Source organism: Pseudomonas sp. P4_C1 (assembly GCF_056402155.1).
Map to the genome: position 1 here is coordinate 14,088 of NZ_JBFUHY010000004.1, position 20,018 is coordinate 34,105.

Below are 20,018 nucleotides of genomic sequence, written 5' to 3' on the forward strand. Positions count from 1 at the left end.
ATCGACGGGGCGCGCAAGGCGCCCCGCGTCATAAACGGGCGGCGTGATGCTGAACAAATATCCTCTGTGGAAATACATTCTGATCCTGGCGGTGCTGGCGGTCGGTCTGATTTATTCCGCTCCCAATCTTTATCCTGATGACCCGGCCATTCAGGTCAGCGGTGCCAGCACGGCGCTGCAGGTCAATCAGGCTGATCTGGACCGTGTGAGCGCTGCGCTCAAGGAATCCGGGATCAACGTCAAGGCTGCCACCCTGGCTGCCGGCGGCAAGGGCGGGCTGATTCGCCTGACCAAGGCTGAAGACCAGCTGCCGGCCAAGGACGTCGTACGCAAGGCATTGGGTGATGACTACGTCGTCGCGCTGAACCTGGCACAAACCACCCCGCAATGGCTGCGCAACCTCGCTGCGCACCCGATGAAGCTGGGTCTGGACTTGTCCGGTGGTGTGCACTTCCTGCTGGAAGTGGACATGGAAAAAGCCCTCGACGCACGCCTGAAAGTCTACGAAGGCGACGTCAAGAGCCTGCTGCGTAAAGAGAAGCTGCGCTATCGCAGCCTGCCGCAACTGGGCGGTGCCATCCAGCTGGGCTTCGCTGATGAAGACAGCCGCGAACAGGCTCGTTCGATCATCCGCAAGAACTTCAACGATTTCGACATTGTTCCGGCCGACCTCAATGGTCAACCGGTGCTGCGTCTGGCGATGACCCCGGCCAAGCTGGCGGAAATCCGTGAATACTCCATCAAGCAGAACTTGACCACGGTACGTAACCGCGTCAACGAGCTGGGTGTTGCCGAACCGATCGTTCAGCGCCAGGGCGCCAACCGCATTGTGGTTGAGCTGCCAGGCGTGCAGGACACCGCCGAAGCCAAGCGTATCCTCGGCAAGACGGCCAACCTGGAGTTCCGTCTGGCTGCCGAGCCGGGTGCTTCGAAAGCCACTTCCGAGGAATTCGAGTTCCGTGAGGGCAAGCGTCCTCCTGCGCTGATCGAGCGTGGCCTGATCATCACCGGTGACCAGGTGACTGACGCCAAGGCTGGCTTCGGCGAGCACGGCACGCCGGAAGTGAACATTCGTCTGGACGGTCACGGCGGCGAGTTGATGAACCGTGCGACCCGTTCGAACGTGGGTCGCAGCATGGCGGTGATCTTCATCGAGCAGCGTCCGATCACCACTTACACCAAGCAGATGGTCAACGGCGTCGAGAAAGACGTGCCGGTTCAGACCTTCAAGGAAGAGAAGAAGATCATCAGCCTGGCGACCATCCAGTCGCCGCTGGGTGCGCAGTTCCGCATTACCGGCCTGAACGGCCAGGGCGAATCGTCCGAACTGGCGCTGCTGCTGCGTGCCGGTGGTCTGGCTGCACCGATGTACTTCGCTGAAGAACGCACCATCGGCCCAAGCCTGGGTGCCGACAACATCACCAAGGGTATCGATGCATCGCTGTGGGGCATGCTGTTCGTCTCGCTGTTCATCATGGCCATCTACCGCTTCTTCGGCCTGATCGCCACCGTCGCTCTGGCGGTGAACATGGTGATGCTGCTGGCCCTGATGTCGCTGCTGGGTGCAACGCTGACCCTGCCGGGTATCGCCGGTATCGTGTTGACCATGGGTATGGCGGTCGACGCCAACGTACTGATCTTCTCGCGGATCCGTGAAGAGATCGCCGCCGGCATGACCGTGCAGCGCGCAATCAACGAAGGCTTCGGCCGGGCATTCACCGCGATTCTCGACGCCAACCTGACCACCTTGCTGGTCGGCGGCATCCTCTTTGCGATGGGCACCGGCCCGGTCAAGGGCTTCGCAGTGACCATGTCCCTCGGGATCTTTACCTCGATGTTCACGGCCATCATGGTGACCCGCGCGATGGTCAACCTGATCTTCGGCGGTCGTGACTTCAAGAAGTTGTGGATTTAAGGGGCTGCCATGTTACGTACAATCAACTTCATGGGCGTTCGCAACTTTGCGTTCGGCGTCACATTGTTCCTTACCGCACTGGCAATATTCAGTGTCTTCCATAAGGGCATGAACTGGGGTCTGGACTTCACCGGCGGTACGCTCATCGAGCTGACCTACGAGCGTCCGGCCGATGTCACCAAGGTGCGTGAGCAACTGGTGACCGCGGGTTATCACGAAGCCATCGTGCAGAACTTCGGTGCGACCACCGATTTGCTGGTGCGCATGCCTGGCGAAGACCCGCAACTGGGTCACCAGGTAGCCGAAGCCTTGCAGAAGGTGGGTGGCGAGAATCCGGCGACGGTCAAGCGTGTCGAGTTCGTCGGCCCGCAGGTGGGTGAAGAGCTGCGCGACCAGGGCGGCCTCGGCATGCTGATGGCGCTGGGCGGTATCCTGATCTACCTGGCGTTCCGCTTTCAGTGGAAGTTTGCGGTCGGCGCGATCGTGTCCCTGATCCACGACGTTATCGTGACTGTCGGTATCCTGTCATTCTTCCAGATCACCTTCGACCTGACGGTGCTGGCAGCGGTACTGGCGATCATCGGTTACTCGCTCAACGACACCATCGTGGTATTCGACCGGGTTCGCGAGAACTTCCGTGTACTGCGCAAGGCCAGCCTGATCGAGAACATCAACATCTCGACCACGCAAACCCTGCTGCGGACCATGGCGACTTCGATCTCCACCTTGCTGGCGATCGCGGCCCTGCTGTTCTTCGGTGGCGACAACCTGTTCGGCTTCTCCATCGCCCTGTTCATTGGTGTTCTGGCGGGTACTTACTCGTCGATCTACATCGCGAACGTGGTGCTGATCTGGCTGAACCTGAGCACCGAGGATCTGATTCCTCCGGCCAATACCGAGAAGGAAGTCGACGACCGTCCTTGAGGGAGCAATCCTTAAGCGATGTAGTCCAAAAAAGGCGCGAGTTGAACTCGCGCCTTTTTTTGTGCTCCAAGGCAGGGAGAAGCGCGGACACGTTCCGCATGTGATGGTCCAGGAGGTTCATGTGAACAAGTCGATGCTGGTTGGTGCTGTACTGGGTGCTGTCGGTGTAACTGCCGGGGGTGCTGTGGCCACCTACAGCCTGGTTAAAAGCGGCCCAGAGTACGCACAAGTACTCGCCGTTGAGCCGGTCAAGACACAAATCAAGACTCCACGTGAAGTATGCAAGGATGTAACGGTCACCCGGCAGGCGCCGGTGAAAGATCAACATCAGATCGCCGGTACGGTGGTCGGTGCATTGGCAGGTGGTCTGCTGGGTAACCAGATTGGTGGCGGTACCGGCAAGAAGATCGCCACGGTCGCGGGCGCTGTCGGTGGTGGTTATGCCGGCAACAAGGTGCAGGAAGGCATGCAAGAGCGTGATACCTACACCACCACCCAGACCCGCTGTAACACGGTTAACGACATCAGTGACAAGGTTGTAGGTTACGACGTGCGGTATTCGCTGGACGGCAAGGAAGGCAAGGTGCGCATGGATCGTGATCCAGGCAACCAGATTCCGGTGGATAAGGAAGGCAAGCTGATCTTGTCGGAGAATCAGGCGGCCCAGTGATCTGCTGATGTTGGATAAAAAAGAAGCACCCTGCGGGGTGCTTTTTTTGTGTGCGCGATTTATGCATCACCGCTAACCCTCTGTGGGAGCGAGCTTGCTCGCGATGACGGTGTCACATTCAGCATATGAGGTGACTGATACATCGCTATCGCGAGCAAGCTCGCTCCCACAGGGGTTTGTGGTGTTTTGAAGGGCAAATTCCAGGCATAAAAAAAGCACCCCGAAGGGTGCTTTCTCTGTCGCTGGAAGCTTAGCGCTTCAGCGAGGCCGGCAGGTGCGGCTGGATCGCCGTCAGCACTGCCTTGAAGCATTTGGTGTTGCCGGCAACGACGTGGCCTTTCTCAAGGAAGTCGTGACCGCCGGTGAAGTCGCTCACCAAACCGCCGGCTTCCTGGATCAGCAGGGCGCCTGCAGCCATGTCCCACTCGGACAGGCCCGACTCCCAGAAGGCGTCGAAACGGCCGGCGGCCACGTAGGCCAGGTCCAGGCTCGCGGAACCTGCGCGGCGGATGCCGGCGGTCTGGCCAACCAGGGCGCGGAACATGCCCAGGTAGTTGTCGAGGTTGTCCATCTGGTCGTCACGGAACGGGAAGCCGGTACCCAGCAGGGCGCCGTCCAGGCTGGTGCGGCCGCTGACGCGCAGGCGACGACCGTTCAGTTGAGCACCGCGACCACGGCTGGCGGTGAATTCTTCCTGGCGAACCGGGTCGAGAACAACGGCGTGTTCCAGGCGGCCACGGTATTTGCAGGCGATGCTGACAGCGAAATGAGGAATGCCGCGCAGGAAGTTGGTGGTGCCGTCCAGCGGATCGATGATCCACAGGTACTCTTCGCCTTCGATGCCGGTGCCGGCGTGCATGCCGGTTTCTTCACCCATGATCGAGTGATTCGGGTAGGCCTTGCGCAGTGCATCGATGATTTTCTGTTCGGCAGCGCGATCCACCTCGGATACGTAATCCTTGGCGTCTTTTTCGTCGACCTTGATGGTATCCAGGCGCTCGATGGAGCGGAAGATCAATTCACTGGCGCTGCGGGCGGCGCGCAGCGCGATATTCAGCATGGGCTGCATGGATGTGTCACCTAAGGTTGTTAAAGAAAGCCGGGCATTCTATCAGAAAGTTTCTACAGGAGAAGGACGACGTTCGCTTTCATGGCTTAACGGTGTGTCCGGCCTCGGAAATACGTTCAAATTTGGCGAGTGGTCAATGTCGGCAGGCAAGGCGCCGCGCCGACTCATAGCTTGCTATGGGGAGAAGTGGCAACGCAGCATGCCGACATTGAACGCCGCCAAATTTGAACAGCTATTTTTGAGGCGGGACACTGTCTAGCGCTGTAAGATTCCGCTCCCGATTATCGTGTTCGAGAGCGCCTCCCTTGCTGCAAAACATTCGTGTCGTCCTGGTCAATACCAGCCATCCGGGCAATATCGGCGGGGCTGCGCGTGCCATGAAGAACATGGGGCTGTCGCGGCTGGTGCTGGTCGAGCCTCGTCTGTTCCCGCATCACGAGGCCGATGCCCGTGCCTCCGGTGCCGGTGACATCCTTGAAAACGCGCAAGTCGTCGCCACCTTGGAAGATGCCTTGGTCGGCTGCAATCTGGTGCTCGGTACCAGTGCCCGCGACCGGCGCATTCCCTGGCCGCTGCTCGATCCCCGCGAATGCGGTGCGAAAGTGGTTGAGGAGGCCGGGCAGGGCGCCCAAATCGCCCTGGTGTTCGGTCGTGAAGACTCCGGCCTGACCAATGAAGAGCTGCAGCGATGTCATTATCACGTGCACATTCCATCAGACCCTGAGTTCAGCTCGCTGAACCTTGGGGCGGCGGTGCAGGTGTTGAGCTATGAAGTGCGCATGTCCTGGCTGGCCGCCCAAGGTCAGCCGAGCAAGGTCGAGAAGGAAGAAGTGGCCTCGGTGAAAAGCGCTGAGCTTGCGACCATGGATGAGCTGGAGCGATTCTATGAGCACCTGGAGCAGACCCTGGTGGCCATCGAGTTCCTCGACCCGGAAAAGCCACGGCACTTGATGGCGCGCCTGCGCCGGTTGTACGGACGCAGCTCGGTCAGCCGGGCGGAAATGAATATTTTGCGTGGCATCCTCACGGAAACCCAGAAAGCGGCCCGTGGTGAGCTACTAAACCGGAAGGATTAATGATGTTCGAGCGTTTGCGTGAAGATATCCAGAGCGTATTCCACCGAGACCCGGCGGCGCGTAACGCTTTTGAAGTCCTGACCTGCTACCCCGGCATGCATGCCATCTGGATTCACCGTTTGTCGGCGATGCTGTGGCGCGCGGACCTGAAATGGCTGGCGCGGCTGGTGTCGAACTTCGGTCGCTGGTTGACCGGGATCGAGATTCATCCGGGCGCCAAGGTGGGGCGTCGCTTCTTCATTGACCATGGCATGGGCATCGTCATCGGTGAAACCGCCGAAATTGGCGATGACGTGACTATTTATCAGGGTGTGACCCTCGGTGGTACCAGCTGGAACAAGGGCAAGCGCCACCCGACGCTGGGTGATGGTGTCGTTGTCGGTGCCGGCGCCAAGGTGCTTGGCCCGTTCACTGTTGGTGCGGGTGCGAAGGTCGGCTCCAACGCCGTGGTGACCAAAGAGGTGCCACCGGGCGCCACTGTGGTGGGGATTCCGGGGCGGATCATCGTCAAACCCGACGAAGAGCAGGACGCCAAGCGCAAGGCCATGGCCGAGAAGATCGGTTTTGATGCCTACGGCGTGACTGAAGATATGCCTGACCCGGTGGCTCGCGCCATTAACCAGTTGCTCGATCACCTGCAGGCGGTTGATGGTCGTCTGGAGGGCATGTGCGGGGCGTTGAAAGATCTGGGCAGCAATTACTGTGCGAAAGATCTGCCTGAGCTGCGCGAAGAAGATTTCGCCTGTGTGAAGGACAAGGATCAGAGTCAGGCCAGTTAAACCGAGTTGACCTTGTCGCGAGCAGGCTCACTCCTACATTTGAAATGCGTTTCCCTGTAGGAGTGAGTCTGCTCGCGATGAACGATGACTCGGTACTGCTGGCTGTTCTCAGCCAGCCTTTGCTATGATGCTGCCGCTCTTTTGCGGGTAAACCTGACTAAAGTACTAGGTCTTATAGTTGACTTAAATACTCGGGAATTGCATACTCGCCTCATTCCGAACTCCGTGGTAATTGTCCATGCGACTGACTACAAAAGGCCGATACGCCGTGACCGCCATGCTTGACCTGGCGTTGCACGCGCAGCACGGGCCCGTGTCCCTGGCCGATATCTCCGAGCGCCAAGGCATCTCCCTGTCCTACCTCGAACAGCTTTTCGCCAAGCTGCGCCGCAGCAATCTGGTGTCCAGCGTGCGTGGTCCGGGCGGTGGCTACCAATTGTCCCGCGACATGCAGGGCATCCAGGTCGCCCAGGTGATCGATGCAGTGAACGAATCGGTCGATGCAACCAAATGCCAGGGGCAGGGTGATTGCCATTCCGGCGACACTTGCCTGACTCACCACTTGTGGTGCGATCTGAGCCTGCAGATTCACGAATTTCTGAGCGGTATCAGCTTGGCTGACCTTGTGACTCGCCGTGAGGTGCAAGAAGTAGCCCAGCGTCAGGACCAGCGCCGTTGCAACAGCAAGGTGCCACGCCTGGACAAGATTGAAGCGTCCGCCGTCGAATGACAGCCGAAGAGCTAGCGGCACGCCAGCCAGCCTGATTTAGGAGATAGTCCATGAAATTGCCGATTTACCTTGATTACTCTGCGACCACCCCGGTTGATCCGCGTGTCGCGCAAAAAATGAGTGAATGCCTGCTGGTCGACGGAAACTTCGGTAACCCGGCGTCCCGTTCCCACGTGTTCGGCTGGAAAGCCGAAGAGTCCGTCGAAAACGCCCGTCGTCAGGTCGCCGACCTGGTCAACGCCGATCCGCGTGAAATCGTCTGGACCTCCGGTGCCACCGAATCCGACAACCTGGCAATCAAGGGTGCGGCGCATTTCTATGCCACCAAGGGCAAACACCTGATCACCACCAAGATTGAGCACAAGGCTGTCCTGGACACCATGCGCCAACTGGAGCGTGAAGGTTTTGAAGTGACCTACATCGAGCCTCGCACTGACGGCCTGGTGACCCCGGAGATGATCGAAGCCGAACTGCGCGACGACACCATCCTGGTTTCGGTCATGCACGTGAACAACGAAATCGGCACCGTCAACGACATCGCAGCGATCGGCGAACTGACCCGTTCCAGGGGCATTCTGTTCCACGTCGACGCCGCTCAGTCCACTGGCAAGGTCGAGATTGACCTTTCGAAGCTGAAAGTCGACATGATGTCGTTCTCCGCCCACAAGACCTACGGTCCTAAAGGCATCGGCGCCCTGTACGTAAGCCGCAAGCCGCGCGTACGTATCGAAGCGACCATGCACGGTGGCGGCCACGAGCGCGGCATGCGTTCCGGCACCCTGGCGACCCACCAGATCGTTGGCATGGGCGAGGCTTTCCGCGTAGCCAAGGAAGACATGGCTGCCGAGAACGCGCGCATCAAGGCGTTGAGCGACCGTTTCTACAAGCAGGTCGAGCACCTGGAAGAGCTGTACGTCAACGGCAGCATGACCGCCCGCGTTCCGCACAACCTGAACCTGAGCTTCAACTACGTTGAAGGCGAGTCGCTGATCATGGCGCTCAAGGATCTGGCGGTATCGTCCGGTTCGGCCTGCACCTCGGCATCGCTTGAGCCTTCGTACGTACTGCGCGCCCTGGGCCGCAACGACGAACTGGCACACAGCTCGATCCGTTTCACCTTCGGCCGTTTCACTACCGAAGAAGAAATCGACTACGCCGCGCAGAAAGTCTGCGAGGCCGTTACCAAGCTGCGCGCTCTGTCGCCGCTGTGGGATATGTACAAAGACGGTGTCGACATTTCGAAAATCGAGTGGGCGGCACACTGATTTCAAGTCGCCGCGAACCAGCCCTGCTCACGATGGTGACGGGGCTCAAAGAGCGACTCTCTGATGAGTGAGGATTGAGAATCATGGCTTACAGCGAAAAGGTCATCGACCACTACGAAAACCCGCGCAACGTCGGCAAGATGGACGCGGAAGATCCTGATGTCGGCACCGGCATGGTCGGCGCTCCGGCGTGCGGCGACGTGATGCGCCTGCAGATCAAGGTCAACGACGCCGGCATCATCGAAGATGCCAAGTTCAAGACTTACGGCTGCGGTTCGGCTATCGCTTCCAGCTCCCTCGCCACCGAGTGGATGAAGGGCAAGACCCTGGACGAAGCAGAAACCATCAAGAACACTCAGCTGGCTGAAGAGCTGGCCCTGCCGCCAGTGAAAATTCACTGCTCGGTACTCGCTGAAGACGCCATCAAGGCGGCTGTTCGCGATTACAAGCAGAAGAAAGGCTTGATCTGATTTTCGAGTTTTGGCGACGAGTAAGGAGTCACCGATGGCTATCAGCATGACAGAAGCGGCTGCTCGACACGTGCGGCGCTCCCTCGACGGGCGCGGCAAAGGTGAAGGGATTCGTCTGGGTGTTCGCACCACAGGCTGTTCCGGCCTTGCCTACGTGCTGGAGTTTGTCGACGAGGTGGTTGCAGAGGACCAGGTGTTCGAAAGTCACGGCGAAAAAGTGATCATCGACCCGAAGAGCCTGGCTTACCTGGACGGCACCGAGCTCGATTTCGTCAAGGAAGGGTTGAACGAAGGCTTCAAGTTCAACAACCCCAACGTACGCGGTGAATGTGGCTGCGGCGAAAGCTTCAACATCTGAGGCTTGTCGTGGGTACTCCTTGTCATTTCGCTTTATTTGAGCTGCAACCGAGTTTCGATCTGGACCTCGATCAGCTGGCTACGCGCTACCGTGAGTTGGCGCGCAGCGTTCATCCGGACCGCTTTGCCGACGCTTCCGAACGTGAGCAACGGCTGGCCCTGGAGCAATCGGCGAGCCTCAACGAGGCCTACCAGACGCTCAAGAGTCCGCCCAAGCGCGCGCGCTACCTGCTCGCCCTGAATGGGGGCGAGTTGCCGCTGGAGGTCACGGTGCATGATCCGGAGTTCCTGTTGCAACAGATGGAGTTGCGCGAAGAGCTCGAAGACCTGCAGGACAGCGCCGACCTCAATGGCGTTGCCGTCTTCAAGCGTCGCCTGAAGGTTGCCCAGGATGAACTGAACCAAAGCTTCGCAGCTTGCTGGAACGATACCGCGCAACGTGAACGGGCCGAACGCCTGATGCGGCGCATGCAGTTCCTCGACAAGCTCACCTACGAAGTGCGCCAGTTAGAAGAGCGCCTCGACGATTAACCCAGTGCCGCTCCGGTCGCACGCCTGATATACAGATAAGTCCTGATAACGATGGCCCTACTGCAGATCGCCGAACCCGGCCAAAGTCCTCAACCGCACCAGCGTCGTCTGGCTGTGGGGATCGACTTGGGCACTACCAATTCGCTGGTCGCTGCATTGCGCAGTGGTCTTTCCGAGCCACTTGCCGACGCAGAAGGGCGGGTTATCCTGCCGTCTGCCGTGCGCTACCACGCCGATCGCGTCGAGGTTGGCGAATCCGCCAAGCTGGCCGCCGCCACCGATCCGTTGAACACCGTGCTGTCGGTCAAGCGCTTGATGGGTCGTGGTCTGTCCGACGTCAAGCAGCTGGGTGATCAGTTGCCGTACCGCTTTGTCGATGGCGAGTCGCACATGCCGTTCATCGACACGATCCAGGGCCCGAAAAGCCCGGTCGAGGTGTCCGCCGATATCCTCAAGGTTCTGCGTCAGCGCGCCGAAGCGACCTTGGGTGGTGAATTGGTGGGGGCGGTCATCACCGTTCCGGCCTATTTCGACGACGCTCAACGTCAAGCTACCAAGGATGCGGCCAAGCTGGCCGGTCTGAACGTGCTGCGTTTGCTCAACGAGCCGACCGCCGCCGCTGTGGCTTACGGTCTGGATCAGCACGCCGAAGGCCTGGTCGCGATTTACGACCTGGGCGGCGGCACCTTCGATATTTCGATTCTGCGCCTGACCGGCGGTGTCTTCGAAGTTTTGGCCACTGGCGGCGACAGCGCCTTGGGTGGCGATGACTTCGACCACGCGATCGCTGGCTGGATCATCGAGAGCGCTRGCCTGTCCGCCGATCTCGACCCGGGCGTGCAACGCAACCTGCTGCAGACTGCTTGTGCGGCAAAAGAAGCGCTGACCAACTCTGCGACCGTCGAAGTCGCTTATGGCGACTGGAAGGCTGAACTCACTCGTGAAGCCTTCAATGCGCTGATCGAGCCGATGGTTGCCCGCAGCCTGAAAGCCTGCCGCCGTGCGGTGCGTGATTCCGGGATCGAACTGGAAGACGTGCTTGCCGTGGTCATGGTCGGTGGTTCGACGCGCGTACCTCGCGTTCGCGAAGCCGTCGCCGAAGCCTTCGGCCGTGAGCCGTTGACTGAAATCGACCCGGATCAAGTGGTAGCGATTGGCGCTGCGATCCAGGCCGATACCCTGGCCGGTAACAAGCGCGATGGCAGCGAATTGCTGCTACTGGATGTGATTCCGTTGTCCCTGGGGCTGGAAACCATGGGCGGCCTGATGGAGAAGGTGATTCCGCGCAACACCACCATCCCCGTTGCCCGCGCCCAGGACTTCACCACTTACAAAGACGGCCAGTCGGCCATGGCGATTCACGTGTTGCAGGGTGAGCGCGAGCTGATCAGCGACTGTCGCTCCCTGGCTCGCTTCGAGCTGCGCGGGATTCCGGCGATGGTGGCTGGCGCAGCGAAGATTCGCGTGACCTTCCAGGTCGATGCCGACGGTCTGCTCAGCGTTTCCGCCCGCGAACTGGGTTCGGGCGTCGAGGCCAGCATCCAGGTCAAGCCGTCCTACGGCCTGACCGACGGCGAAATCGCCAAGATGCTCAAGGATTCGTTCCAGCACGCCAATGACGACAAGGTTGCCCGCGTATTGCGCGAGCAACAGGTCGACGCCCAGCGCCTGATCGAAGCGGTACAGGCTGCTCTGGAGGCTGATGGCGAGCGCTTGCTCGACGCCGACGAGCGCATGGTCATCGACCTGCAGGTGCAGGAACTGAGCGAGCTGATGAAAGGTACCGATGGTTACGCCATCGAGCAGCAGACCAAGCGTCTGTCGCAAGTGACCGACGCCTTTGCCGCCCGCCGCCTGGATTCGACGGTGAAAGCCGCGCTGGCGGGGCGCAACCTGAATGAGATTGAGGAATAACGATGCCGCAGGTCATTTTTCTGCCACACGAAAAGTTTTGCCCGGAAGGCATGGTCGTGGAGGCTGAGACGGGTATTTCCATCCTCGAGCTGGCCCATGAGCACCATATCGAGATGGAAAGTGCCTGTGGCGGCGTCTGCGCCTGCACCACCTGTCACTGCATCATCCGCGAGGGTTTCGACTCGCTGGAAGAGGCTGACGAGCTGGAAGAGGACTATCTTGACAAGGCTTGGGGGCTCGAAGCTCAATCGCGCCTGGGTTGCCAGGCCAAGGTCGGCACCGAAGACCTGACCGTCGAGATTCCGAAGTACTCGCTCAATCACGCAGCCGAAGCAGCGCACTGATTCAAGGAATTGTCATGAAACTCAAGTGGACTGATGTGCTGGAGATCGCGATCCAGCTGGCTGAAAGCAAGCCCGACGTGGACCCTATGTCGGTCAACTTCGTCGATCTGCGTAAATGGGTGATGGAATTGCCCGATTTCGACGATATGCCTGAGCATTGTGGCGAGAAGATCCTGGAGGCCATTCAGGCCCACTGGATCGAAGAACGCGACTGAGCCACGCTGCAGGTTAGGCAATACCCGAGAACCCGCGTATAATTCGCGGGTTTAATTTTTCGTAAATTACCGTTTCTGGAGTTACACCATGGCTGTTCAACGTACTTTCTCCATCATCAAGCCTGACGCAGTTGCAAAAAACGTTATCGGCGAGATCACCACTCGTTTCGAAAAAGCTGGCCTGCGCGTTGTAGCTTCGAAACTGAAGCAACTGTCCAAAGCCGAAGCTGAAGGCTTCTACGCTGAGCACAGCGCTCGTGGTTTCTTCAACGACCTGGTTGCTTTCATGATCTCCGGTCCGGTTGTCGTTCAGGTTCTGGAAGGCGAAAACGCTATCGCTCTGAACCGTGAGCTGATGGGTGCTACCAACCCTAAAGAAGCTGCTGCCGGCACCATCCGTGCTGACTTCGCTGACTCCATCGACGCCAACGCTGTTCACGGTTCGGACTCCGAAGCCGCTGCCGCTCGCGAAATCGCATACTTCTTCGCAGCTACTGAAGTAACCACTCGCTAAGCATTGGCTTAAGAGTGAAGGTGAATCCATGACTACATCGACTGTAAAAACTAACCTGCTGGGTCTGACTCAGCTGGAAATGGAAAAATTCTTCGACTCAATCGGGGAGAAGCGTTTCCGTGCCGGTCAGGTAATGAAATGGATTCACCACTTTGGTGTCGATGATTTCGATGCCATGACGAACGTCAGCAAGGCCTTGCGCGAAAAGCTCAAGACTGTTGCCGAGGTCCGTGGTCCGGAAGTGGTCAGCGAGGACATCTCCAGCGACGGCACCCGCAAGTGGGTGGTGCGCGTGGCGTCCGGCAGCTGCGTCGAGACCGTATACATTCCCCAGGGCAAACGCGGCACCTTGTGCGTTTCGTCCCAGGCAGGCTGTGCCCTGGATTGCAGTTTCTGCTCCACCGGCAAGCAAGGTTTCAATAGCAACCTCACCGCCGCCGAAGTCATCGGCCAGGTGTGGATTGCCAACAAATCCTTTGGCAGCGTCCCGGCAACCGTCGACCGTGCCATCACCAACGTGGTGATGATGGGCATGGGTGAGCCGCTGCTGAACTTCGACAACGTCGTCGCGGCCATGCATTTGATGATGGACGACCTGGGCTACGGCATTTCCAAGCGCCGTGTGACCCTGTCGACCTCTGGCGTGGTGCCGATGATCGATGAGCTCTCCAAGCACATCGACGTCTCCCTGGCGTTGTCCCTGCACGCACCCAATGACGCATTGCGTAACCAATTGGTGCCGATCAACAAGAAGTATCCGCTTAAGATGCTGCTCGAGTCGTGCCAGCGCTATATGTCGAATCTCGGCGAAAAGCGCGTGCTGACCATCGAATACACCTTGCTCAAAGACATCAATGACAAGGTCGAGCACGCGGTGGAAATGATCGAGCTGCTCAAGAACATCCCGTGCAAGATCAACCTGATCCCGTTCAACCCGTTCCCGCACTCCGGGTACGAGCGTCCGAGCAACAACGCCATTCGTCGTTTTCAGGATCAGCTTCACCATGCAGGTTTCAATGTCACCGTCCGCACCACCCGTGGTGAAGACATCGACGCCGCATGTGGTCAATTGGTAGGGCAGGTGCTGGATCGCACCCGTCGCAGCGAACGTTACATCGCCGTGCGTGAGTTGAACGCCGACAGCGATCTGGCGACGAACGCTGCGAACAATAACTAAGAGAGGATCTCTATGTCCCTGCGCTTTGCGCTGCTTTTGCTGTTGGCCAGCCTGTGTGCTGGCTGCGTGCTTTCGGGTGACTACAACCCGATGAAGACCAGCAAGGGCCGCGATGAAGCGCGTGAGGCGTACGTTCAGTTGGGTATCGGGTATTTGCAACAAGGCATGACCGAGCGCGCCAAGGTTCCGCTGAAGAAAGCGTTGGAGCTGGATGGCTCCGACCCGGATGCCAATGCGGCACTGGGGCTGGTGTTCCAGGCCGAGATGGAACCTGCACTTGCCGACGAGCATTTTCGCAAGGCACTGTCTTCCCGTCCCGCCGATGCACGAATCCTCAATAACTACGGCAGTTTTCTGTTCGAGCAGAAACGTTACAAGGAAGCCTACGAGCGCTTTGAACAAGCCGCCGCCGATACACTGTATCCTGAGCGTTCGCGGGTGTTCGAGAACCTGGGCATGACCGCTGCAATGCTCGGTCAGCGTGATCTGGCCCTGCAGCAACTGGAAAAAGCCCTGCGCCTGAACCGCCAACAACCTCGTGCATTGCTGGAAATGGCTGAGTTGTCTTACGAAGACAGGCATTATGTGCCCGCGCGTGATTATTACGACCGTTTTAGCCAGCTCTCCGAACAAAATGCACGTAGTCTGTTGCTCGGCGTTCGGCTGGCAAAAGTGTTCGAAGACCGCGACAAGGCCGCAAGCAAAGGCCTGCAACTGAAAAGACTCTATCCCGGTACGCCGGAATATCAGCAATACCTGTCGGAGCAATGATGAAAGCGGCGCATCCTGAAGTTGTAGCAGCGAATCGCGTTAACCCCGGTGAGATTTTACGCCAGGCCCGCGAAAGCAATGGCTGGTCGCTGGCCGAAGTGGCCCTCAAGCTCAACCTCACCACCACTTCCCTGAGCAATCTGGAAGCCGGCGCTTTCGACAAGCTGCCCGGACATACTTTTGCCCGTGGTTATATCCGTACCTATGCCAAATTGCTCGGCATGGACCAGGCCGTACTGGTCAAGCAATTCGATCAATCCACCGGTACCGACTCCCAGGGCAGCAGTGTTCACAGTCTGGGTCGTATCGAAGAGCCGGTCCGGGTTTCCCACACCATCTTGCGAATCGTCAGCCTGCTGTTGCTGATCGCGGTGATCGGTGGCGGTTTCGTCTGGTGGCAGGATCAGACCTCGATGCGTACCAAGGACCTGATCGGGCTGGTTCCGGAACACGTTGAAGTCGAAGGCGCCGACGGTACTACGCAGATTCATCCGCTGGACGAGCCGGAAGACCAGGCCGTCGTGGAAGGTCAGACCGAAGGCGGAACCGTCCTCGTGCTGCCACAGGCCGACACTCCGGCTGAAGTGCCGGCGGATGCTCAGGCGACTGCGCCGGCCGTCCCTGCTGCGCCGGCAACACCAGCCGCACCCGCTCACAATCCGGCGCCAGTTGTCGCGGCGCCAGTGACGCCGGCGGTGCCTGCCGTCCCGGCCCCGGTCGTGACTGCTCCGGCAGCCCCGAGCGCTCCTGCTCCAGCGGTAACCGCGCCAGTGGCCGGTCAAGGCCAGGTCAAGGTGCAGTTCACCGCCGATTGCTGGACACAAGTGACCGACGGTAGCGGCAAGGTGCTGTTCAGCGGTCTCAAACGCAAAGGCGACAGCCTGGCAGTCAATGGTAAACCACCGTTTACCGTGCGTCTGGGCTTTGCCCGCGGCGCTCAGGTCAGCTACAACGGCCAGCCGGTTGATGTCGCTCCGTTCACCAGTGGCGAGACTGCTCGCCTGAAGTTGGGTCAATAAGTCATGCACGGCGAATCTCCAATCAAACGTCGCGAATCCCGCAAGATCTGGGTCGGTAACGTGCCTGTTGGCGGCGATGCACCTATCGCTGTGCAGAGCATGACCAACAGCGACACCAACGATGTCGCGGCCACTGTCGCGCAAATCAATCGTCTGGAAGCGGCCGGCGTCGATATCGTGCGGGTCTCCGTACCGGACATGGACGCCGCCGAAGCCTTCGGCAAGATCAAGCAGCTTGTCAAAGTACCCTTGGTTGCCGACATTCACTTCGACTACCGGATCGCTCTACGCGTAGCTGAACTGGGTGTCGATTGCCTGCGGATCAACCCGGGCAACATCGGCCGCGAAGACCGCGTACGTGCGGTGGTGGATGCCGCCCGTGACCGCGGGATCCCGATCCGTATCGGCGTGAACGCCGGTTCCCTGGAAAAGGACCTGCAAAAGAAATACGGCGAGCCGACCCCGGCTGCACTGGTCGAGTCTGCCTTGCGTCACGTCGAGCACCTTGAGCGCCTGAACTTCCAGGATTTCAAGGTCAGTGTGAAAGCCTCCGACGTGTTCATGGCCGTCGAAGCGTACCGCCTGCTGGCCAAGGAAATCGTCCAGCCGCTGCACCTGGGCATCACTGAAGCCGGTGGTTTGCGTTCCGGCACGGTGAAATCTGCCGTGGGCCTCGGTATGCTGCTCGCCGAAGGGATTGGCGATACTATCCGCATCTCGCTGGCGGCCGACCCGGTCGAGGAAGTGAAAGTCGGCTACGACATTCTCAAGTCCCTGCACCTGCGTTCCCGTGGCATCAACTTCATCGCCTGCCCGAGCTGCTCGCGGCAGAATTTCGATGTGGTCAAGACCATGAACGAGCTGGAAGGGCGCCTCGAAGACTTGCTGGTACCGCTGGATGTCGCGGTCATCGGTTGCGTGGTCAACGGTCCGGGCGAAGCCAAGGAAGCCCATATTGGCTTGACCGGTGGCACGCCGAACCTGATTTACATCGACGGCAAGCCGTCGCAGAAACTGACGAATGACAATCTGGTGGATGAGCTTGAACGCTTGATCCGCCAGAAAGCGGCCGAAAAGGTCGAAGCTGACGCTGCCGTTATTGCGCGCGGCTAAGCCTGGCTAAAAAGAGCCGAACGAATTAAGGAATTTTTGTGAGCAAGTCTCTGCAAGCCATTCGTGGCATGAACGACATCCTGCCCGAACAGACCCCCCTGTGGCGTCATTTCGAAGGCACCGTTTCGCGGCTGCTGGATAACTACGGTTACAAGCAGATCCGCATGCCGATCGTCGAGTTCACCGAACTGTTCAAGCGTTCCATCGGTGAAGTGACCGACATCGTCGAAAAAGAGATGTACACCTTCGACGACCGCAACGGCGACTCCCTGACCCTGCGCCCTGAAGGCACGGCGGCCTGTGTGCGCGCAGTGCTGGAACACGGCATCACCGGCGGTGGCCAGGTTCAGAAGCTCTGGTACATCGGCCCGATGTTCCGCCACGAGCGTCCGCAGAAAGGCCGTTATCGCCAGTTCCACCAGATCGGCGTGGAGGTGTTCAACCTCGACGGTCCGGACATCGACGCCGAGCTGATCGTGCTGACCTGGCGCCTGTGGGGCGAACTGGGCATCCGCGATGCGGTAAAACTCGAGCTCAACAGCCTGGGTACCAGCGAATCCCGTGGTCGTTATCGCGAAGCACTGGTCGAGTTCCTCTCGGCGCACATGGACAAGCTCGACGAAGACAGCCAGCGTCGCCTGAAAACCAACCCGCTGCGGGTTCTTGATACCAAGAACGCCGATACCCAGGCGGTATTGGTCGATGCGCCGAAAATGGCCGACTACCTCGACGAAGAATCCCGCGTGCATTTCGAGGGCCTCAAGGCTCGCCTGGACGCTGCCGGCATTCCTTACGTGATCAACCCGAAGCTGGTTCGCGGGCTGGATTACTACAGCAAGACCGTTTTCGAGTGGGTCACCGACAAGCTCGGCGCCCAGGGCACCGTATGTGCCGGTGGCCGTTACGACGGTCTGGTGGAGCAGATGGGCGGCAAGCCGACCGCCGGCGTTGGTTTTGCCATGGGCATCGAACGCCTGGTGCTGTTGCTGGAAACCCTGGAGCAGATCCCGCAAGAGATCTCCCGTCAGGTCGACGTCTACCTCTGCGCCTTCGGTGAAGCCGCCGAGCTCGCCGGCCTGACCCTGGCAGAGCGCGTTCGTGATCAGTTGCCCAACCTGCGCCTGCAAGTGAATGCCGGCGCCGGCAGTTTCAAAAGCCAGTTCAAGAAAGCCGACAAGAGCGGCGCGCTGTATGCGCTGATCCTCGGTGACGACGAAATGGCCCGGCAAGTGGTAGGTTTCAAACCCCTGCGTGGCCAGGGCGAACAACAAAGCATTGCCTGGGATGCGCTTGCCGCTCACCTGGCCACCTGCGTCGTGCAGGGTTGAAGCTGTCTAAACAGCCGAATTAGCGATTAAGGAGTATTGGGGTGTCGAGTACCGAAGACGAACATGTGGCGGAATTGAAGGAATGGTGGTCACGCAACGGTAAGCCCCTGGTCACTGGCGGCCTGTTGGCGCTGGTCATCGTGTTCGGCTGGCAGGCGTTCCACAAGTATCAGAGCAATCAGTCGCAAGGCGCCTCGATGCTCTATCAGCAATTGCTCGAAACCACGCTGACGCCTGACGGCAAGCCTGATGCGGCCCGTGTTTCGGACCTGGCCCGCAAGCTCAACAGCGAGTTCGGCGGCAGCGCCTACGCGCAGTACGGCAGCCTGTTCGTGGCCAAGGTTGCGGTCGACAGCGGCAAGCTGGACGACGCTGCCAGCGAGCTCAAAGCCATTGTCGACAAACCGGCCAACCCGGCGCTGGGCGAAATCGCCCGTCAGCGTCTGGCCCAGGTACTCGGCGCGCAGAACAAGGCCGACGAAGCACTGAAGCTGCTCGAAGGCGATGCCGACAAGGCATTCCTGGCCACTCGCGAAGAGCTCAAGGGCGACCTGCTGGTGCAGTTGGGTCGTACCGATGAGGCGAGCGCGGCGTATCAAAAAGCCAAGGCGGCACTGTCGGATGAAGCGGCGGTCGGTGGCCTGCAAATCAAGCTGGACGACCTGGCCAAAGGGGATGCGTGACGTGATTCGTTGGAAACATGCAGCATTGCTGGCCCTGGCCTTGTTGGCCGCGGGTTGCAGCAGCAACAGCAAAAAAGAATTGCCTCCGGCCGAACTGGTCGACTTCAAGGAAGAAGTGGTTCTGCACAAGCAGTGGAGCCGTTCGATCGGTGACGGTCAGGGCGAAACCTACAACATGCTGGTTCCGGCCATCGATGGCGATACCATCTATGCTGCCGACGTCACTGGCGTGTTGATGGCGATGGACCGCAACACGGGCGACGTCAAGTGGAAGAAAGATCTCGAGCTGCCTGTCTCCGGCGCCGTTGGCGTAGGTTACGGTCTGGTCACCATCGGTACGCTCAAGGGTGAAATCGTTGCCCTGGACGCTATCAACGGTGAAGAGAAGTGGCGCGCTCGCGTGTCCAGCGAAGTGCTGGCTCCGCCAGCCAACAACGGTGACGTTGTGGTGGTTCAGACTCAGGACGATCGCCTGATCGGCCTGGATGCCTCCACCGGTAACCGTCGCTGGATCTATGACAGCACGCCTGCGGTACTGACCCTGCGTGGTACCAGTGCGCCGATCGTGACCAACCGCCTCGCGGTGGCTGGCCTGTCGACCGGTAAAGTGGTTGCCGTGGATATCTCCAACGGCGTACCGGTGTGGGAGCAGCGCGTAGCGATCCCGCAAGGTCGTTCGGAGCTGGAGCGTGTGGTCGATATCGACGGTGGCTTGCTGCTGTCGGGCGAGACGCTGTATGTCGCCAGCTATCAGGGGCGCGTTGCCGCTCTGGACCTGCAAAGCGGCCGTCAGCTCTGGCAGCGAGATGCTTCCAGCTACTCCGGTGTCGCCCAGGGTCTGGGCACCGTTTATGTGAGCCTGTCTTCGGGCACCGTTGAAGGCGTCGACGAGCGTTCCACCACAGCCTTGTGGAGCAACGATTCGCTGGCCCGTCGTCAACTGTCGGCCCCGGAAGTGTTCTCCAGCTACGTTGCAGTCGGTGACCTGGAAGGTTACCTGCACCTGCTGAGTCAGGTGGACGGTCGTTTCGTCGGCCGCGAGCGCATCGACAGCGACGGCCTGCGTGCCCGTCCGCTGGTGATGGGTGACACGATTTATGTATATGGCAACAGCGGCAAACTGGAAGCCCTGACCATCAAGTAACGACTATGCT

22 protein-coding genes are annotated in these 20,018 nt (G+C 59.5%); 21 read left to right on the forward strand and 1 reads right to left on the reverse strand.

Translation table 11 applies throughout. From position 1 onward, the window contains the following. The first annotated feature begins 46 nt into the window (after positions 1 to 46). The 3 genes from secD to AC1DU9_RS03610 all read left to right on the forward strand — a co-directional run bounded on the left by secD (position 47) and on the right by AC1DU9_RS03610 (position 3,509). Positions 47 to 1,915, forward strand: coding sequence for a protein translocase subunit SecD (gene secD, locus AC1DU9_RS03600; protein ID WP_108216508.1), 1,869 nt, complete (start codon positions 47 to 49; stop codon positions 1,913 to 1,915). A gap of 9 nt (positions 1,916 to 1,924) precedes the next feature. Then, positions 1,925 to 2,839, forward strand: coding sequence for a protein translocase subunit SecF (secF, locus tag AC1DU9_RS03605; RefSeq protein WP_108216509.1), 915 nt, complete (start codon positions 1,925 to 1,927; stop codon positions 2,837 to 2,839). 121 nt (positions 2,840 to 2,960) lie between these two features. Beyond that, positions 2,961 to 3,509 (forward strand): glycine zipper 2TM domain-containing protein, encoded by a 549-nt coding sequence (locus AC1DU9_RS03610; RefSeq protein WP_223460234.1) that lies wholly within the window; start codon positions 2,961 to 2,963, stop codon positions 3,507 to 3,509. A gap of 250 nt (positions 3,510 to 3,759) precedes the next feature. On the opposite strand, the gene suhB is transcribed toward AC1DU9_RS03610, so the two are convergent. Then, complete coding sequence (suhB, locus tag AC1DU9_RS03615; RefSeq protein WP_007982736.1) at positions 3,760 to 4,578, reverse strand: type III secretion system regulator SuhB; 819 nt, start codon at positions 4,576 to 4,578, stop codon at positions 3,760 to 3,762. A 305-nt stretch (positions 4,579 to 4,883) separates the two neighbouring features. On the opposite strand from suhB, the gene trmJ reads away from it, so the two are divergent. The 18 genes from trmJ to bamB all read left to right on the forward strand — a co-directional run bounded on the left by trmJ (position 4,884) and on the right by bamB (position 20,008). Next, positions 4,884 to 5,654: a tRNA (cytosine(32)/uridine(32)-2'-O)-methyltransferase TrmJ gene (gene trmJ / locus AC1DU9_RS03620; RefSeq protein ID WP_477809748.1), complete on the forward strand. Its 771-nt coding sequence runs from the start codon at positions 4,884 to 4,886 to the stop codon at positions 5,652 to 5,654. Positions 5,655 to 5,656: 2 nt separating this feature from the next. Continuing rightward, on the forward strand, positions 5,657 to 6,433 hold the full coding sequence (cysE, locus tag AC1DU9_RS03625) for a serine O-acetyltransferase (protein ID WP_007998676.1): 777 nt from the start codon (positions 5,657 to 5,659) through the stop codon (positions 6,431 to 6,433). A gap of 238 nt (positions 6,434 to 6,671) precedes the next feature. Then, positions 6,672 to 7,163 carry a Fe-S cluster assembly transcriptional regulator IscR gene (gene iscR, locus AC1DU9_RS03630; protein WP_007982741.1) on the forward strand — a complete coding sequence of 164 codons (492 nt, stop codon included), beginning with the start codon at positions 6,672 to 6,674 and terminating at the stop codon, positions 7,161 to 7,163. 50 nt (positions 7,164 to 7,213) lie between these two features. Continuing rightward, positions 7,214 to 8,428 (forward strand): IscS subfamily cysteine desulfurase, encoded by a 1,215-nt coding sequence (locus AC1DU9_RS03635; protein ID WP_223460241.1) that lies wholly within the window; start codon positions 7,214 to 7,216, stop codon positions 8,426 to 8,428. A gap of 83 nt (positions 8,429 to 8,511) precedes the next feature. Then, complete coding sequence (iscU, locus tag AC1DU9_RS03640) at positions 8,512 to 8,898, forward strand: Fe-S cluster assembly scaffold IscU (RefSeq protein WP_007974006.1); 387 nt, start codon at positions 8,512 to 8,514, stop codon at positions 8,896 to 8,898. Between the two features lie 34 nt (positions 8,899 to 8,932). After that, complete coding sequence (gene iscA, locus AC1DU9_RS03645; RefSeq protein ID WP_003227904.1) at positions 8,933 to 9,256, forward strand: iron-sulfur cluster assembly protein IscA; 324 nt, start codon at positions 8,933 to 8,935, stop codon at positions 9,254 to 9,256. Positions 9,257 to 9,264: 8 nt separating this feature from the next. After that, positions 9,265 to 9,786 carry a co-chaperone HscB gene (gene hscB, locus AC1DU9_RS03650; protein ID WP_223460244.1) on the forward strand — a complete coding sequence of 174 codons (522 nt, stop codon included), beginning with the start codon at positions 9,265 to 9,267 and terminating at the stop codon, positions 9,784 to 9,786. Positions 9,787 to 9,837: 51 nt separating this feature from the next. Beyond that, a complete protein-coding gene (hscA, locus tag AC1DU9_RS03655) occupies positions 9,838 to 11,700 on the forward strand; it encodes a Fe-S protein assembly chaperone HscA (RefSeq protein WP_477809749.1) in 1,863 nt (620 codons plus the stop codon). A 2-nt stretch (positions 11,701 to 11,702) separates the two neighbouring features. Then, a complete protein-coding gene (gene fdx / locus AC1DU9_RS03660) occupies positions 11,703 to 12,044 on the forward strand; it encodes an ISC system 2Fe-2S type ferredoxin (protein WP_223460248.1) in 342 nt (113 codons plus the stop codon). Between the two features lie 14 nt (positions 12,045 to 12,058). Beyond that, positions 12,059 to 12,259 carry a Fe-S cluster assembly protein IscX gene (gene iscX / locus AC1DU9_RS03665; protein WP_007973999.1) on the forward strand — a complete coding sequence of 67 codons (201 nt, stop codon included), beginning with the start codon at positions 12,059 to 12,061 and terminating at the stop codon, positions 12,257 to 12,259. A gap of 88 nt (positions 12,260 to 12,347) precedes the next feature. After that, entirely contained in the window at positions 12,348 to 12,773 is a 426-nt protein-coding gene (gene ndk / locus AC1DU9_RS03670) for a nucleoside-diphosphate kinase (RefSeq protein WP_007982755.1), read from the forward strand. A 28-nt stretch (positions 12,774 to 12,801) separates the two neighbouring features. Then, positions 12,802 to 13,950: a dual-specificity RNA methyltransferase RlmN gene (gene rlmN, locus AC1DU9_RS03675; protein WP_223460250.1), complete on the forward strand. Its 1,149-nt coding sequence runs from the start codon at positions 12,802 to 12,804 to the stop codon at positions 13,948 to 13,950. A gap of 12 nt (positions 13,951 to 13,962) precedes the next feature. Beyond that, positions 13,963 to 14,721, forward strand: coding sequence for a type IV pilus biogenesis/stability protein PilW (gene pilW / locus AC1DU9_RS03680; protein ID WP_223460252.1), 759 nt, complete (start codon positions 13,963 to 13,965; stop codon positions 14,719 to 14,721). Then, positions 14,721 to 15,740: a RodZ domain-containing protein gene (locus tag AC1DU9_RS03685; RefSeq protein WP_223460254.1), complete on the forward strand. Its 1,020-nt coding sequence runs from the start codon at positions 14,721 to 14,723 to the stop codon at positions 15,738 to 15,740. Before pilW ends, AC1DU9_RS03685 begins: the two co-directional genes overlap by 1 nt. 3 nt (positions 15,741 to 15,743) lie before the next feature. Then, on the forward strand, positions 15,744 to 16,853 hold the full coding sequence (gene ispG / locus AC1DU9_RS03690; protein WP_003185136.1) for a flavodoxin-dependent (E)-4-hydroxy-3-methylbut-2-enyl-diphosphate synthase: 1,110 nt from the start codon (positions 15,744 to 15,746) through the stop codon (positions 16,851 to 16,853). Positions 16,854 to 16,891: 38 nt separating this feature from the next. Beyond that, entirely contained in the window at positions 16,892 to 18,181 is a 1,290-nt protein-coding gene (gene hisS / locus AC1DU9_RS03695; protein ID WP_223460256.1) for a histidine--tRNA ligase, read from the forward strand. Between the two features lie 41 nt (positions 18,182 to 18,222). Continuing rightward, positions 18,223 to 18,864: a YfgM family protein gene (locus AC1DU9_RS03700; protein WP_223460258.1), complete on the forward strand. Its 642-nt coding sequence runs from the start codon at positions 18,223 to 18,225 to the stop codon at positions 18,862 to 18,864. Next, a complete protein-coding gene (bamB, locus tag AC1DU9_RS03705) occupies positions 18,857 to 20,008 on the forward strand; it encodes an outer membrane protein assembly factor BamB (RefSeq protein WP_223460260.1) in 1,152 nt (383 codons plus the stop codon). Before AC1DU9_RS03700 ends, bamB begins: the two co-directional genes overlap by 8 nt. The last annotated feature ends 10 nt before the right edge of the window (positions 20,009 to 20,018 follow it).

Excerpts from the sequence above, each read along its gene's own strand:
- fdx (WP_223460248.1), top strand. The coding sequence starts at position 11,703 with ATGCCGCAGGTCATTTTTCTGCCACACGAAAAGTTTTGCCCGGAAGGC.
- AC1DU9_RS03685 (WP_223460254.1), top strand. The coding sequence starts at position 14,721 with ATGAAAGCGGCGCATCCTGAAGTTGTAGCAGCGAATCGCGTTAACCCC.
- pilW (WP_223460252.1), top strand. The coding sequence starts at position 13,963 with ATGTCCCTGCGCTTTGCGCTGCTTTTGCTGTTGGCCAGCCTGTGTGCT.
- iscU (WP_007974006.1), top strand. The coding sequence starts at position 8,512 with ATGGCTTACAGCGAAAAGGTCATCGACCACTACGAAAACCCGCGCAAC.
- ispG (WP_003185136.1), top strand. The coding sequence starts at position 15,744 with ATGCACGGCGAATCTCCAATCAAACGTCGCGAATCCCGCAAGATCTGG.
- suhB (WP_007982736.1), bottom strand. The coding sequence starts at position 4,578 with ATGCAGCCCATGCTGAATATCGCGCTGCGCGCCGCCCGCAGCGCCAGT.
- ndk (WP_007982755.1), top strand. The coding sequence starts at position 12,348 with ATGGCTGTTCAACGTACTTTCTCCATCATCAAGCCTGACGCAGTTGCA.
- secF (WP_108216509.1), top strand. The coding sequence starts at position 1,925 with ATGTTACGTACAATCAACTTCATGGGCGTTCGCAACTTTGCGTTCGGC.
- iscX (WP_007973999.1), top strand. The coding sequence starts at position 12,059 with ATGAAACTCAAGTGGACTGATGTGCTGGAGATCGCGATCCAGCTGGCT.
- AC1DU9_RS03635 (WP_223460241.1), top strand. The coding sequence starts at position 7,214 with ATGAAATTGCCGATTTACCTTGATTACTCTGCGACCACCCCGGTTGAT.
- bamB (WP_223460260.1), top strand. The coding sequence starts at position 18,857 with ATGCGTGACGTGATTCGTTGGAAACATGCAGCATTGCTGGCCCTGGCC.
- cysE (WP_007998676.1), top strand. The coding sequence starts at position 5,657 with ATGTTCGAGCGTTTGCGTGAAGATATCCAGAGCGTATTCCACCGAGAC.
- rlmN (WP_223460250.1), top strand. The coding sequence starts at position 12,802 with ATGACTACATCGACTGTAAAAACTAACCTGCTGGGTCTGACTCAGCTG.
- secD (WP_108216508.1), top strand. The coding sequence starts at position 47 with ATGCTGAACAAATATCCTCTGTGGAAATACATTCTGATCCTGGCGGTG.
- iscA (WP_003227904.1), top strand. The coding sequence starts at position 8,933 with ATGGCTATCAGCATGACAGAAGCGGCTGCTCGACACGTGCGGCGCTCC.
- iscR (WP_007982741.1), top strand. The coding sequence starts at position 6,672 with ATGCGACTGACTACAAAAGGCCGATACGCCGTGACCGCCATGCTTGAC.